The 15,497-nt window shown below is 56.9% G+C and carries 10 protein-coding genes; 2 read left to right on the forward strand and 8 right to left on the reverse strand.

What is annotated here, in order from left to right:
* Positions 1-157 precede the first annotated feature (157 nt).
* Positions 158-799, reverse strand: a complete 642-nt coding sequence (locus tag ACR0J4_RS11045; protein WP_170552005.1) for a TetR/AcrR family transcriptional regulator — start codon at positions 797-799, stop codon at positions 158-160.
* A gap of 171 nt (positions 800-970) precedes the next feature.
* On the opposite strand from ACR0J4_RS11045, the gene ACR0J4_RS11050 reads away from it, so the two are divergent.
* Complete coding sequence (locus tag ACR0J4_RS11050; RefSeq protein WP_170552008.1) at positions 971-2,047, forward strand: efflux RND transporter periplasmic adaptor subunit; 1,077 nt, start codon at positions 971-973, stop codon at positions 2,045-2,047.
* Positions 2,048-2,059: 12 nt separating this feature from the next.
* Positions 2,060-5,203, forward strand: a complete 3,144-nt coding sequence (locus ACR0J4_RS11055; RefSeq protein ID WP_170642545.1) for an efflux RND transporter permease subunit — start codon at positions 2,060-2,062, stop codon at positions 5,201-5,203.
* 666 nt (positions 5,204-5,869) lie between these two features.
* On the opposite strand, the gene ACR0J4_RS11060 is transcribed toward ACR0J4_RS11055, so the two are convergent.
* The 7 genes from ACR0J4_RS11060 to ACR0J4_RS11090 are packed head-to-tail and all read right to left on the reverse strand — an operon-like array spanning position 5,870 to position 15,083.
* Entirely contained in the window at positions 5,870-7,291 is a 1,422-nt protein-coding gene (locus ACR0J4_RS11060) for an AMP-binding protein (RefSeq protein WP_170642546.1), read from the reverse strand.
* Positions 7,284-8,129 (reverse strand): hypothetical protein, encoded by an 846-nt coding sequence (locus ACR0J4_RS11065; protein ID WP_170642547.1) that lies wholly within the window; start codon positions 8,127-8,129, stop codon positions 7,284-7,286. The genes ACR0J4_RS11060 and ACR0J4_RS11065 overlap by 8 nt, the downstream gene beginning before the upstream one ends.
* Positions 8,126-9,445 (reverse strand): hypothetical protein, encoded by a 1,320-nt coding sequence (locus ACR0J4_RS11070; RefSeq protein WP_170642548.1) that lies wholly within the window; start codon positions 9,443-9,445, stop codon positions 8,126-8,128. Before ACR0J4_RS11070 ends, ACR0J4_RS11065 begins: the two co-directional genes overlap by 4 nt.
* On the reverse strand, positions 9,442-10,542 hold the full coding sequence (locus ACR0J4_RS11075) for a DUF3419 family protein (protein WP_170552022.1): 1,101 nt from the start codon (positions 10,540-10,542) through the stop codon (positions 9,442-9,444). The genes ACR0J4_RS11070 and ACR0J4_RS11075 overlap by 4 nt, the downstream gene beginning before the upstream one ends.
* Positions 10,535-12,991: a PEP/pyruvate-binding domain-containing protein gene (locus tag ACR0J4_RS11080; protein WP_170642549.1), complete on the reverse strand. Its 2,457-nt coding sequence runs from the start codon at positions 12,989-12,991 to the stop codon at positions 10,535-10,537. The genes ACR0J4_RS11075 and ACR0J4_RS11080 overlap by 8 nt, the downstream gene beginning before the upstream one ends.
* Positions 12,988-13,899, reverse strand: coding sequence for a UbiA family prenyltransferase (locus tag ACR0J4_RS11085; RefSeq protein ID WP_170642550.1), 912 nt, complete (start codon positions 13,897-13,899; stop codon positions 12,988-12,990). Before ACR0J4_RS11085 ends, ACR0J4_RS11080 begins: the two co-directional genes overlap by 4 nt.
* Positions 13,896-15,083: a hydroxymethylglutaryl-CoA reductase gene (locus tag ACR0J4_RS11090; protein WP_480668553.1), complete on the reverse strand. Its 1,188-nt coding sequence runs from the start codon at positions 15,081-15,083 to the stop codon at positions 13,896-13,898. The genes ACR0J4_RS11085 and ACR0J4_RS11090 overlap by 4 nt, the downstream gene beginning before the upstream one ends.
* Positions 15,084-15,497: the final 414 nt, after the last annotated feature.

A 15,497-nucleotide genomic window follows, 5' to 3' on the forward strand; every position in this document is an offset into this window, starting at 1 on the left:
GGCATCAGCTGCAAAAGTACCTTGGCGGTAGAACTGACATGCGCTTTCTATAAGTGTCATTTTCTTGAACCCAAGCAGTAGTATAGGCGTAGGCGATGTACTGATTTTGTTTGTCCGCCATCAATTGTCAGTTGCGTTCGCTTTGGCTTGAGAACGCTTAACTCAGCATTCTTTCCGAAACGTCCTCAAGGAGGGTATGAAGATCGAACTCTTCGCCTTTCTCGGCAAGCCCTTTGTCATGCAGAATGAAGGACAGCCCGTGCACGAAACTCCACAACAAAAAACCACGGCGGCGAACTTCGTTTGTGATTCCCGGTTCACCGAGACATTTTGCTACTTCCGTCAAGAGAATCCCGAAACTTTGCTGGCCGCCTTCCTCCAGCCGCGGATCCGCGATGCGGTCTGTGAAGCCGCCAAACTTCAGCCTGAAAATCCCGGGCTCATTTAACGCGAAGGCAATATACTCCATCCCTATGGCAGTAATGCGCTCGGGAGATCCTTCAGGAACGCCTTCCAGCGCAGCAAGCATTTTGTCTCGATGCCGATCCATTCCCTCAAGGACAGTGGCAACCAGCATTTCTGTCTTGTCTTTGAAGTGCTTGTAAGGTGCCGCAGTTGAAACGCCCGCGCGCCTGCACGCCTCGGATACGGAAAAACTGTCCGGACCTTTTTCTTCAACCAATTGTCGGGTTGCTTCGATCAGTGCAGCGCGGAGATCACCGTGATGATAGGCCTTCTTGCTGACGGAAAGACCCGCCGTTTGTCTGTTTGTCGGATGATTTTTTTCGATGCTGCTCATGATCCAACATGTGCCAGATCACGTATCTCTTGTCAAAGTGAGAACTTCTAACATATGTTAGAGACACTAACTTGATGAGGTCCCCAAATGCCGAATCCTGCAAATTCATCTACTGAAGCGAACAAACCGAGCCTATTTGTACGTGTGTTACGCGGCACTGTGCGTTTGGGAGTGACCGTCAGTTTTATCGCCTTCGCAGCGGCTGCTGTTCACTTCGGAGCATCCGAGCTCACCCGTAGAGCGGAGGCGGTGCCCGCACCGGATGCCGCCGCTGTGACCCCGGTATCCGTGACGCCGATCACCTCCGAGAGCGCCTACACAGTCGATCGCGTGTTCATCGGGCAGGTCGAACCTCAGCGTTCGGCAGATATCTCTTTCGAACTCAACGGGACGCTCGATCAAATTCTGGTGGATGAAGGTGACGAGGTTGCCAAGGGTCAACTTCTTGCGACACTGGACATCGCACTGCTGGAGGTCGAACGCGACCGTCTGACAGCATCGCGTGACGCCATTGCAGCCCAGCTTGCATTTGCAAGAAAGACGGTCGAGCGAAACGCGAAACTCATTGAACAAGGCTTTACCAGTCAAGCCCGTTTGGACGAGGCCGTCTCTCAGCAAGATGAATTGTTATCCAGAATTGGCGAACTGGATGCGGCATTGCGCGATGTGACCGTTCGGATCGAAAAATCTAGCATCGAGGCCCCATTTGCCGGTCAAATAACCGCGCGACATGTGGACGGAGGTGAAACTCTGCGATCGGGTGAGCTGGTTCTGGGAATGGTCGAGGTCGTGTCGCCGCAGGTTCGGATCGGCATTCCTCTCGATGTTGATCCGGCGCTGCTATCCGATGTTGAGATCGAAATAGCAGGTCAAAGCTATCGGGCTGATCTTGCAACCTTACGGCCCGACATTGACGCGGTAACCCGAACCCGCACCGCGCTGTTCAATCTAAAGAACGCGCTGGACGTTGCTTTCGGACAAACCGCACGTGTTCATGTGCTCGATCCTGTCCAAAGTGCGGGAACCTGGGTGCCCACAACATCACTAAAAGAAGGAACGCGCGGGCAATGGACATTGCTCGTCGCCGACGCGCAAAAGACTGTGCGCCTGGCGACGGTCGAAGTGCTGCATGCCGAAGACGATCGCGTCTTTGTGCGCGGCGCGTTTCCGGAAGGCACCGTCCTGATCGATCAGGGGCCGCAGCGGGTCAGCGTTGGTCAGCGCGTCGCCTTCAACACTGGCGAGTAACGGAGCGATCTGATGGAAACCCTTACCTTTCGCCATCCCCGGCTGGTTGCCCTGATCATTTTGGTGCTTGTATCAGCAGGCCTGTCTTCGTTCCTATCGCTTGGGCGACAGGAAGACCCCACGATCACCAATCTCTTCGCAACTGTAACCACGCAGTTTCCGGGCGCAGACCCCGAACGGGTCGAAGCATTGGTGACCGCAGAAATCGAAGAAGAGCTGCGAAAGATCGCCGAGGTGGATGAGATCAGTTCAGTCTCCCGCTCGGGCGTGTCGGTCGTTTCTGTTGAATTGCTGGAAACACTAGACGAAGCCACCATTGAGCAGGTTTGGGCCGAGGCTCGGGACGCCGTTGAGGATGCGCGCCAGAACTTCCCGGCAGGAGTTTTGCCGCCAGAGTTTGATGCCGAGGGTATTGCTGCCTATTCCGCTGTCATTGCAGTCGCGGCCGAGGACCCTGACTTCCCGTTAACTTTGCTGTCTCGTCATGCCGAAGCCTTAGGTGACAGATTGCGCGCGATACCTGCGACTCGAGCCGTCGACTATTTCGGTCAGCCCGAAGAAGAGGTGCTCGTAAGTGTCGATATGGACAAGGCCGCTGCGCTTGGGCTTGGCGCTGCCGAGATTTCTCAGCGGATCGCCGAAGCAGATGGAAAGGTTCAGTCTGGGCGGCTGCAATCTGATGTCGACCTGACCATAGGCGTCAGTGGAGAAATTGAGAGTTTGGATCGCATTCGGAGCATCGTCCTGCGTGAAAACGCAGACGGTGCCGTGGTGCAGCTCGGAGATATTGCCAGCGTAGACCGGGGCGCACGCGAACCGCAGTCCTCAATCGCATTTGCCAACGGAAAGCCCTCCGTCTTGGTGGGGATTCTGGCGCAGGACGGCGTGCAGATCGACCGCTGGACAGGCTTTCTACGGGATGAGCTTGAGGCCGGCGCCGCATCAGTGCCTTTGGGCATGCAGGAAATACTGCTGTTTGATCAAAGCCAGTACACGACGGATCGTTTGTCAGAGGTTGGGATCAACATGGCCATTGGCGTGGCTCTGGTCGTGGCAGTCTTGTTTGTTACGTTGGGCGTTCGTGCAGCTGCGATTGTTGCCTTGGTATTGCCGGTTGTCTCATTGGCAACTCTGGCGACGATGAACATGATGGGCTTGCCAATTCATCAGATGTCCGTGACTGGCCTGATTGTCGCCCTCGGTCTGCTCGTTGACGCAGCCATTGTGATGACCGATGAAATTCGACGCCGTCTGCAGGATGGGATGGAGCGACTTGCAGCCGTGCGAGATGCTGTTCGCCGTTTGGCCGCACCTTTGCTGGCGTCGACTGTCACAACAGCGCTCGCCTTCACGCCGATGATCTTGCTGCCTGGCCCCGCCGGCGACTTTGTTGGTGCTATCGCTATCGCCGTGGTGCTTATGCTTGTCTGGTCACTGGTTGTCGCTTTGACGGTGACCCCGGCGATTGCGGGCTGGGTACTGTCCGACCGCCCCGACGCAGGAATGCTGAGCCGCGGTATCAGCATCCCGCCGCTTGCCCGAATGTTCGAGGCCTCAATTCGATTGTCAGTCACTAATCCGGTGCGATCCATCGCGTTGGCACTGGTCTTGCCCGTGCTTGGCTTTGCGGCCTTTCCAACGCTGACCGCGCAATTCTTCCCGGGCGTCGACCGCAACCAATTCTATATCGAGGTCGACATGCCGGGTGGAACATCAATTGCCACCACCGAAGCAACCGCCCGCCAGATCGATGAGATGCTGCTGGCAGATGATGGGGTCAAAAGTGTCTACTGGACAGTCGGAGAATCCGGCCCTGCATTCTACTACAACATCGTTGGCAACCGTTCACGCGAGCCCGGTTTTGCACAGGCCATGATCACGACCGACACGGCCGACGACGCAGTCCGCCTTGTCGGAGCCCTGCAGGGTCGTTTGGATACCGACTTTCCTGACGCGCAGATCATCGTTCGTGGTCTCGTGCAGGGCCCTCCGGTCGACGCACCAGTTGAAGTCAAGATTCAAGGGCAGGACATCACGGTTTTGCGCGATCTTGGCGACGAGGTGCGTTCAGTTATGGCCAATCTCGATCTGGTGACGCAGGCGCGCGCCAGCGTGAACGGCGGCAATCCTCAAATCCGGTTCGAGATTGATGAGGTCAAAGCCCGTCTGCTGGGACTGGACGTGGCGGATATAGCTGGTCAGCTGGACACGGCGCTTGTTGGCGTCACTGGTGGATCACTGATCGAAGGGACTGAACAGTTGCCGGTGCGTGTTCGTCTGGGTAACGAGGTGCGATCAGACCTAAGCGCCATTGTCAGTATGCCCATCCTGCTGCCCAATGCTTCCGCCATATCCGCCACTAGTGTTTTCCCTGCTGTGCCGTTGTCGGAACTCGCCAGACCGGTGATCGAACCTGCGGAGAGCGTAATAACCCGAACGGACGGCGTGCGCGAAAACACCATACAGGCGTTTATCGTCCCCGGTGTTTTACCCGAAGAGGCGTTGCAGGACGTTTTAGAAGCGCTTGAAGCGTCCGGATTTGTGTTACCGCAAGGCTATTCGATGTCCTTAGGCGGCGACAGTGATGCCCGATCCAACACCGTGGGCAATCTGCTTGCCTCTGTCGGTTTGATTGTCACACTCTCCATCGCGACCATCGTTCTGACCTTTAACTCGTTCCGACTGACGCTCGTGACCTTGGTCGTGTGCGTGTTGTCTGCAGGCCTTTCAATGCTGTCGCTGGCGGTTTTGCAATTCCCGTTCGGAATTACTGCGATCATCGGAGTCATCGGCTCGATCGGGGTTTCGATCAACGCGGCGATAATAATTCTGACCGGGTTGCAACAAGACGTTGACGCAAGCCAAGGCGACCGAGCAGCCATGGCGCGCGTTGTGACTGGTTCAAGTCGGCACATCATCTCGACAACGGTCACAACCTTTGGCGGGTTCCTACCCTTAATCATAGGCGGTGGAGCATTTTGGCCACCATTCGCCGTGGCCATCGCCGGAGGGGTACTTTTGTCGACCGTCGTATCCTTCTATTTTACGCCGCCCGTGTTCGCGTTGATGTATCGTGGATCATTCAACAAACGACGTTTGGCCAATCACCCTCATTCCCAGCCCCACGAAGCCGTCGTCGCGCTTGTGGCGGAATGAGGATCTAGACCACTTCTTAAGAAGAATTATCATGCTTCAAAGCCGTTATTGTGTGAAGTAGGAAAAGGGCTGCTATCGGCGCTTAGTTGGCTTTTGCAAAATCTGCTTTTGCGCTAAGCTGCCGTACTTGGCTATCCCAGCAATAGCCGTCTTGCGCTCACGGCGGCCGTTCTCTGCAAGTACGGTGAACGCCTGATGCAAGACAGAACCAAGTGAAATTGTGTTGGAGACACAGGCCGTTTGACCACTCAACCAGAGATCCTGTCAACTATAACCGGCCTAAGCGATCTTCACGGTTCGATATGACGCCAACAAAAACCCAATGGTTGTAAATCTCGCAATTCGAGTCGCATATCAACCTTGGCGACCTTGTAGAGCATAAAGCTATTCGGTTGGCGGAATTTGTGTACTTTTCCCGACAAAAGCTCGGACTGCTAGAACAGATCGGTCGCCGACACCAACCTGCCTCAAGTTGGCTTGTTCAGCTCATTTGCAAGGGTTGGCAAATGTTTGTGGACGCTTCAATTCGCGCTTGTTCGATGGTAGCTCTTTGCCCATCGGACGGCTTGTCGCCTGTTTGTTTTGTATGTGGTTGATGGGTATTTCAACCATTCGCAGGAAGGGTTGAAAGGTGAAGCACGCAGGGATTGTTGAGCCGTATTATGCCTAAATTAATTGGCTACTTTCCAGTTTCGCGCGATCGACTTTGGAGGCATGGCGCTTGTCCATAGGGATGCTCTCAATCGAAACCACATTGGGAACGCCAAACCCAAGCGCAGAACGCTTCCAATCCTCGAGGTACTTTTGTGTTCCTTGGACGCAGAGTGTGGGGCCTACTTTCGTTGTGACAAAAGCGCACCGATCCACGCCCGGCCATTGCTGTACAGCGACTTCGATCGCAAAAGGGAAAAGCGTACCTGAAGCGACTTCAATTTCGGATCCGATACGCCCCCAAAGCCACAAACGTCCGTTATCATCCAGTGTGCCCGCGTCACCAGTCCGGTGCCAAACAATGTCACCTTCCTTGATTTTGTTTTGTTGTGAGTGCCTCGGGTCCAAATACCCTTCATTCACAAGTGCGCCGGCGACCTGAATCTCGTTGTCGCGAATGCGGAGCGTGATTTCAGGCACTGGGTCGCCGACGAGCAGCCCCATCCCAGAAGCCATGTCGCGGTGATCCTCCTCCGAGATGTCGGTGGCATCGAGATGCGCGATCGGTTCAGCCTCTGTCGAGCCGTAGACGCACACAACCGACAGCCTGTGCCGGCTTCTCAATGTCTCCACCATGTTTGGAAACACCGGGCCACCGCCGGTGAACACAGTATGCAACGGCCCCGTGTCCTCGGATCGAACTAGCTTTTCGCACAGCGATGGCGGGATCAGAGCCCGGGTTACTTTCTGCGCCTGAATCCACCGTTCCAACTGCGTGGGCGACAGGCGGTCCAGCTTGCTGAGCCTCCAGTTTGGCAAAACACTCGTGCGCCCGGCCGCCAGATTGATCAGGGTGAACACCGGAAAGGCGACCAGATCACGCTCGGCCTTGTTGCTGTGGAGGAGGGGTGCGATGGCATCGTGCTGTGCCATCAGAAACGCGTGCGAGCGGGGAATGGCTTTGGGCTGGCCGGTCGTGCCGGAGGTAAAGGAGATCAGGGCGATATCATCAGGTTGCACCTTGTGCACTGTCGGGGTGATGTGGCCTTCTCCGGGCGTGAGGAGGGGACGGGGCCAAAGGCTGGGAACCAGAAACTTCAGCAAAGAATACCCGCCCGCCGCGCAGAATGCTTTTGGGTTGGTGGTCCGAATGGCATGGCGCAGACCGGCCAACCCCATGGCTGGTTCCGGCAAGACAACGGTGGCACCAAGGGACCACAGGGCGGCCAGACTGGCATATAGGTCCGCGTTGACCGGCATTGCCAACAGCACACGATCCCCCGGTTGGATGCCCTTACCCTGCCACCGACCCGCCAATTGCTGAACGCGTTTGTGTAGGTCCTGAAAACTGACCTGGCACCCCTTGCCGTCCACAATTGCGGTCTGGTTTGGAACCCGCTCAACCGCAGCGGCGAAATGGGACAACAGGTCAGCCATTCAGCTTGCGCCCAAGAAGGGTATAGCGCCGGAAGATCGTTGCGCCTTCGGCGGCGCTGCGGTCAGCCGAGGTGTTGTCATCATGGATCAGCGCATGAATAGCCGTGTCGTACCCCATGCTGAATGCCGTCTTGTGAAACCTGTGGGCCAAATGCCGCCCAGCTCCCGGTTCGAGACTGGCGTAGGTCTTAAGGATGGCGGATGTCGGATTGGGGCCTTCGGCATAGTTGGGAATGCCGAACAGAAACCCGGCCAATGTCCCGTCTTTGCGGCGTGCAAACAGGATCAGGTCGCGCTTCATCATCGGCACGACCGGCATATACATGGCCAGAAAATCCGCTTCGGATATCGGCTTGTAGAACGCGTTGTTTGAAAACGCCCGGGTTGAGAGTTCAAAGACCTGACGAAACAAGGCCTCGGGGTCCGTTCCGTCCCAAGCTTCCACCACGAATCCGTCGCTGTCCGGTGGCGCGGTCGCAGCGGTGGCCTGCAGCGGCATCCGGGCCGAGAAATACCGGCTGATCTCTGCAAACCCTGCCGACCGGAAAACCTCGGGCTCATGCGGTTTGTTGGCGGGCTCCATAAGGAACGGAGCGGACCCATCGCTGTCCGAGACGAACCGGTAGCTGTGCCAGGTATCGCCGGACATCGGCCCAATAACGCGGTCGAGGCCCGCATCTTGCACCCGCTCGATCCCCTCGCGCAGAATCTCGTCACCAGCCTCAGGCGTTTTACAGGAAAATTCACCGAAAGTTGCTGTCGGCGCGCTCTCCCAGTTCGGGCCGTTCAGGTAGACGGTCAGTTTTGCATCCGCTGTTTTGATGGTCTCTTTGGTCATGAAATACCCCCTACGCCAAGCGATCCAACAACGCTCCAAAAGTAGTAAAACAAGGGCAGGGTCATGGCCAACAGCGTGAGTCTAGACACTCTGTCTTTTTCGAACCATTGTGGTCGAGCAAACGGCACTGCGGCTGTAAGAAAGAGTGAAAACAGTGCCAAAGCCGTCAGAGGCTCGGCCCAGTTCGACTGTTCGGAATTCTGGTAAACAACCCAAGTCCGTATAGCGAACAAAACAGCTGCAGCAAGCGGTATCGCGATTGGGCTAGAACGCAGCGCCACTGCAATATGCCCCATGGCCAGCCCCATAGCACTTAGCCCAAAAAAAGAAATCGCATCCCATCCTGTTGCATGTCCCATCGCAAGCCAACCAAACCCCAAAAGTCCCAAGGCGGCGATGATATCCAGATCAGGGTACTTGCTGTCACAAGGAGAAGCAGTGAGCGCCCATCCATGCGCAGCAAGAACCATGATCGGGAGTACAGTATTCTGCAATTTTGCGGCGGCCAGCAGCAAAAAAACCGCAACAACATAAACACGGGTCGCATGTTTGGTCAGGCCCAGCTTAGTTCCCACCACGCCGAAACTGGCAAGAGCAGCAAAGAACAGGGCAGCCAACAGGGCGAGTTCTACCAAAGAGCTGTGGTAGTGGCCGTTTAGAAAAATCAACAAGCCAAGCGGCAGGAACAGGTTGTCAAACCCGCGCCAACTTTGCGCTTCGACCAACGTGCCAAAACCCGCCACCATAAGGCACAACATCATGATGTTGGACGGTTGGAGGCTCGACATGAACAAGAAGCAGATGATCGCGACCAACAGCGTTACGACAAAAAACACGACTGAGCCTTCCAAGCTCTTGTCGCCATCCTCCACCACGTAGCGTTTGGTTCCATAGGTAGTTCCGGCCAGCGCAGCGGCGGCATCCGCCAGTGTCAGAACAGCAATTGGCAGGATGTAGAACAGTGTCTTTTCCCCAGCCAGCAGGAAGCAAAGCCCAACCGACAAGGCGAGCAGAAAGTCACCGTAGGACGTACGCTCTACCCCATGCAGAGTCGCGCCCAGACCCGATGAAAAGCGCGGAAGGCGGAGTACCAGCATCACCAGTATTGTGGCTGCAATCAGCATGTAAACCGGCCAACGATCGGGAAAGAGCCAAGGTAAAAGCAGTGCAAAGAGGCCGGTACTGACATGCATAAGTTTGCGCTGTACTTCGGCACTCAACCCCGCCGTTTTGGCCAGATGCCGTATGACCATCATGACGCCGATCAAGGCGACCACGGACCCCGCCGCCATCAGGATCTGCCCAAGAACAGTCACGGCTGAACCTCTTCGACGACGAAATCGGAATAGAAGAATGCCATGTCGCGGGCTTTCTGCTGTGTTTCGATGTCGGTCAAGGTTGTGACGCGTTTTAAGTATTTAGTCGGAACCCGACGGGGTGCCATCATGTTCCAATAGACCAATCGGGCGTTTGGTTCAGCAGCAGTCAGGATAGAGCCGTAGACCTTGGGGAAGGTCTCGGGGGAAATGTATTCAAAGATGTCGGACAGGTTGAAACCGTTGGCTTTCTCACCGGTCGATACAAAAGCCTCCAACGATCCGAGGCGGACGTCCAGACGATCCAACCGGGATCGGATCGTCTCATAGTGCTCGGGCCGCCAGGCCATCGGCAGCGCGTCGCCGTGATTGCCTTTGAGGATCCAGTGCAGATAGGGGTTTTGCGAGGGATCAGTGGTAACCCCTGCATGACGGATACGGCGAGCGACATGCTGGGCGGGGCTGCCCTCGACATGGTCGAAGAACGCACTGTCGCGGCCCATGCGTCCCATGACGAACCGCGAGAAGAAGAGGTTCAGCAAAAGCCGCCATCGCACCGTGTTGAACCGTGTGTCGAAAAAAGTCTGGCGCTCTCTGGGCGAGCGGGGGACGAACACTGCGTCAATGGTTCTACGAGAATGCACAAGCGGCAGCAGCCAGGTTCGAAAGATGCGAAAATAGCGCTCGAACTTGCCGACACCGCCGATACCATGTTTTTCAACCTCCGGGGTCAGCGCCTTCCAGAAGGCGCGCGTCTCAGCATCGGTGGCCTCTAAAACCCGGTTCAACAGTGCACCCCGTCGCGTACTTGCGCGTGAGCCTGTGAGTTCTATGAATTCGGGATGGGTCAGAACCTGATAAGCCGCGATCCGAAGCTTGAGGCAGGCGATCTGCTCCGGTGACAGGTCCAGAACCACAACACGCTGGGGATCGAGTGTCAGCATCGCAAGCGCATTGTCCCCGGCTGAGCAGATGGACACAAGTGTCTTTCCTGCACACTCACCCAGGGCTGAGGTGAGGACATCTGCGTCTTCCCACAGTTGGGCATAACGGATTTGGTCGAAATCCGCTTTTTTCTCGATCTCGCTGCTATCCATTGCACCGCTCCACAGTGCCACTTGCGCCGTCTACACGGATCATTTCGCCATCTTCGATCCAACGAGTGGCACCTTTCAGGCCGACAACGCAAGGAATGCCCAACTCACGCGCGACAATGGCCGAATGTGACAACAGCGACCCTCGTTCAACGACGATGGCGGAGGCGTTCGAGAATACGGCAATCCAGCCCGGGTCGGTGTGGCGGGCGACCAGAATGTCTCCTGGGTTCAGGGCTTCGGTGCGCGGGTCACGGATCACACGCGCGCGCGCTTTGATCAGTCCTGCGGAACAACCCGTGCCGTGTTTCACGCGTGCCGTATCTGCCTCGGCTTCTACATCTTTGGACCAGATCGGTGCGATAGCGGGACCACGGATTTCGATACGTTCTGGCGGGTCGGGGCGTCGATAGGAGGTTTCATCCTCGTGTTTGCGCCGCGCGACGATGCCCTTCAGGTCAGGTGACAGGCTGTAGCCCTCAACCGCTCCGAGAACTTCATGTGTTGTCAGGAAGAATACATCCCTAGGTGAGGACAGCAGATCGCGGGCGGCGAATTCCCGGCCGATGCCTAAAAACACACGCCGGGCATAGCCGAAGATACGTGTGCGCTCAAAGCGCAGGTTTTCCCGGTCGCGCACGCGCGCCTTGGTCCAGCCCAAAATCCATTTGGCCAAATGCCGTTTGAAGGGGTTTGACGGAAACAGCGCCTTCCAGTCCGGCTCAGTACCTTCCTGACGCCCAGTCGTGGGACGTTCGGCGCTGGCTGCAATCGCTAGCAACAGGCTGGTCGGGTCGTCGCGCAGCGGAACGCTTTCCAGTTTGAGTTCCTCCGTACACCGGTCGCCGAACTTCTCAAGAAAGGCATCAATCTCGGCTTCGATCTGGGGGTGTCCGGACAAAACCGACAGTTCCGCACTGGCCTTTAGCGGCTCGGCAAGACCTGCCTGCCGGACCAGTTCTCCCATTCGGGCAATGCGTTGCGCGGGTTCCGCTGAAACGATATCGCCTTGCCCGATCATGAGGTCATTGTGCAGGGTCAACCCGTCCTCGCCCAGCCACTTTTGCAACAGGTTGCGAGAGCCGCCAAAAGCAATCATGCACAGGAAATCGTTGATCAGCGGGGCATCCCAACGATCCAGCAGGGTGCTTTCAATGCGACGATACTCGGCGGCCAGTTCGGTCGCATTTGAGGCATCCACATCCAGCCCTGTCTGTAAGATGTCGTTCAACCTGCGATAAAAATCACGCCGGGTCCGTGGCAGTCGGACGGCTTGCCAGATAAGGCCGCCCGCAACCTTTAACAGTTTCGCGTATTCCACAAGTTTGCGCCAGCCGGCGGCGGGCGGCGGGGCAAGAGCATCCGTAACCTCACGTGGCATCGGTTCAGAAACGCCCATCATCGTTTCCATGTAGTCGCGGTTTAGCGAAAACCCGGGCAGCAGCGCCAGCGCGCGATACCAGTTGATCAGATTATAATAGGCGCGCCCGTCCACCCGGCCCAGCAAGTTGTCAAACACGGTTGGGTTCCGGGCAATCGTATGCCGGGACACGCCCAGCAGCCTTACGAAAGCTCGATACACCTGAGAATATACATGCAGAGCAAAGGAATAAGTCAGCGGGCTGACGATCCCCGGATAGCTTTCGACGATATTGGAATTGTCGAAAATGGTCAGAGTCTGATCTGCAAGCGGCGCCGGGCGCAGGGTCGTGGTGATCGGTCGGGCCTGCAGAATATGCAGCCCTTGCGCATCGATCGCCCATTCGATGTCCTGAGGGGAACCGAACAGCGCCTCGGCCTTTCGGGCGAGGGCTGCAATGGATTGTGCCTCGGGCAGGGTCAAATGCGCGGGCGTGTCCAGAGTGTTTTCTGGTGTGCCATCCAAACCAATGACCCAGTCTTCTCCGTCCGCTTCGCCTGACACAAGCTGCTCCGCAAGCCCGTCAATGGCCGAGATCACGACCACATTGCGCCGACCACTGACCGGATCGGCGGAAAAGGCGACACCGGCCGCTTTTGCATCGATCATGCATTGCACGATGATCGCAGGGGCTTCGGCCTCACCGCCGGATTTGACCGCCCGATAAGTCTCAATCGTGGCTGAGAAACCGGATCGCCAGACCTGCTTGGCCGCTGCGATCACATCTTTGCCGGGAACTTTCAGGACCGTTTCGAACTGTCCTGCATGGCTGTGGTCCACACCATCTTCGGACCGGCCGGAACTGCGCACCGCGTAAGGTCCGGGTCCGAGTGTTTCAAGCGCGGCGGTCATAGCGGATTGCAGGCCCTTTTGCGCGATGGGTCCAGATTGCCCCATACGAAACGCATCGTTGGTGATGACAAAGAATAAGGGCGGGGAAAACCCGTGCTGCGCCAGATGCGAAAGGGCTGCCGCTTTCCCACCGACGACCGAGACATCGGTGGCATCCGATTGCGCAATGACGAAACTCATGCAACGGCTCCGATGAAGAAGGGTAGGAAACCAGCCGTAGCATAGCAGAAGAACACCCATAGGCCGGATACCGTGTCCATCCTGTGTTGAGCTTTTGCGATGGGTTTCTGAATGTAGCGGAGGGCGGCAAATCCGCAGGGCACAAGTGCCAGCGCGCCGATCAGGGCGGTGGGCCAGCCGACTCCGGTGGCGCTGCCAGTGCCGACAAGCAGGGCGTAGGAAACCAGGACGCAGCCGATCCAGATACGTCCCGCCAGACGCGGACCCCATAGGCCGGAGTAGGTGTCGACCCCGGTGATTTCGTTTTCTGGGGCCCATAATTTGCGCCCGATCTCAAGGACGCAGCCGTTCACAAAGGACAGTGCCAGGAACAGCCAGAGCGAGGGTGCTGCCCCACCTGCTGGCAGCCACTCGAGACCGGTTAGCAACAGGTCAATCAAGGGCATGATGGCCATATGGCTAAGCAGGTAAAGAACCGGTCGGGCCTTCAGCCAGACCGGGGCGCCAAATTCCACCGTCATTGCCGCGAGCCAAATCCAGACCGCACCCAACAGCCACAAAACAGGCGGGTACCACAGCCAGGCCGCGGCAAGCGCCATAGGGATCGTCAGCAAGCCAAGGCTCAAGACTTCACCTGATGAGACCAATCCACGTGGGATTGGCCTGTCGGGCCTGTACCGCCGGTCATCCTCGGCGTCTTTGAACTCATCGCAGACCCGCATCTGAAAGAACAACGCCATGGCGAGCACAAAACCCGCAGCAAAGGCGGGCCACTCGGGCAGGGGGCGGTCGGCCAGACGGGCGGATACACAAATGCTGGCCGAGGAAAACACCAGCAGCAGAGGGACGGTTTTCTTCAGCGGAAATCGTTCGGACTGGTAAATCCAGAATCGGTTCTGAATGCTCATCTGTGGCGGGCCAGACTTTCATGGGCGCGGGTGAAATGGCCCGCAGCTATTGCTGCAACAATGGAGATTTCGCCGCACAGGCATGTGGCTGCGGCCACCTCGGCCAAGGCTGTGCCGCATCCGTCGCCTTTGAGGCCAAGTATATTCAGCGCAGCTGTCTGACTGGGTAAACCGGTTCCGCCGCCGACTGAACCGACAAGGATGTTGGGAAGCGTCACCGAGCAGAACAGATCGTCGCCTCTAGGTTCCATACGCGTGACGCCCATTGCGCTTTCGGCAACGCAGGCCGCGTCCTGTCCGGTTGCGATATAGAACGCCGCCAGCCCGTTGGCATAATGTGCCTGCGCGCCGAATTGGCCCGACAAATGCGCCCCCAGATTGGCGACACGGCCATAGTCCAGCATCGCTTCGACCGTGGTTCCCAGCGTCTTCTCGACAATCTCAGCCGGAAGCGTGACCGAAGCGCTGACCTTGCGCCCGCGCCCCGTCACCAACCCCAGAGCCGAGGCCTTTTTGTCGCCCGAGAAATTACCTTCGACATACCAGTTTTCAATCGCGACAGGGCAGCTATCTGCGATGGCGTGGCACAAGGCGTCGGTGGCGATGGTCACCATGTTCTGACCCGCAGCATCCCCTGTGGTATACCGACAAATCAGGAAAACGACGTTGGTGTCGATGAACGGCTCCAGTGAGACAAGCTTGCCATGACGGGTTGTCGCTTCGGCCGCAGATTGGAGCATGTCGACATTTGTCACCACCCAATCCACGAATTGCCCAGCCTTTAGCAGGCTCTCAAATACAAAGGCTGGTGTACGGAGCACACCTTCGTAAAGAACGGCAGTGCTGACGCCGCCCGAACGGGTGGCGGCGTAAGCGCCCCGGGCGTAAGACGCGACCAGCGCGGCCTCGGTGGTGGCGAGGGGGACGTGAAAATCCCCGTTTGCGTTCATCCCGTTTAAGCGCAAGGGGCCAATAACTCCGACAGGCAGCTTAACTGTCCCAACGAAGTTCTCGATATTGGCCCCGTAGATTTCGGCGTTTTCGATGGTCGCCGGATCTGCAATCTGTGCTTGATCCTCAGCGCTGGCTGTGGGTTTCAATTTGCCCCAAAAGCGTTCGACCATCTCTTTGGTCGGCTTGCGGGAGGGGCGCAGTGTTGAAAACTCCGCGTCGCTTGGCGCCATCTGCTGGGGTATCTGATCGGCGTCAAATCGCGCTTTAATGCGTTGAAGCATTTCCCGAACGTGAAAAGGAATGACCAAAAGTGTGCTCCAATAGACTTTTCGTACATATGTTGTGCAGCTAAAAACCGATGCGAGGGCAAGGTATCAGTCGCGGGATCGAAATCCAGCCAAATGTTCGCTGATCATGTGTTTGATTCAAAGGGGTCTCGCATTCGTCAAAGAGCCCGAAGGATAAGTCTGTCAGAGGAAAGGGGGAGCAAGCCTTCTCCTCGATTTGTGCGACGAAGCCGCATGAATTCGAACTTAAAACCAGCGGCGTTGTTCAAATTGGTGGATGCACCAACTCGCTTGAAAAATAGGCGTTTCTTCCAGAAGTGCTTACCAAAAAGGACCGAATGACTTGAAAACCCCGAA

The organism is Ruegeria sp. B10 (assembly GCF_056539825.1).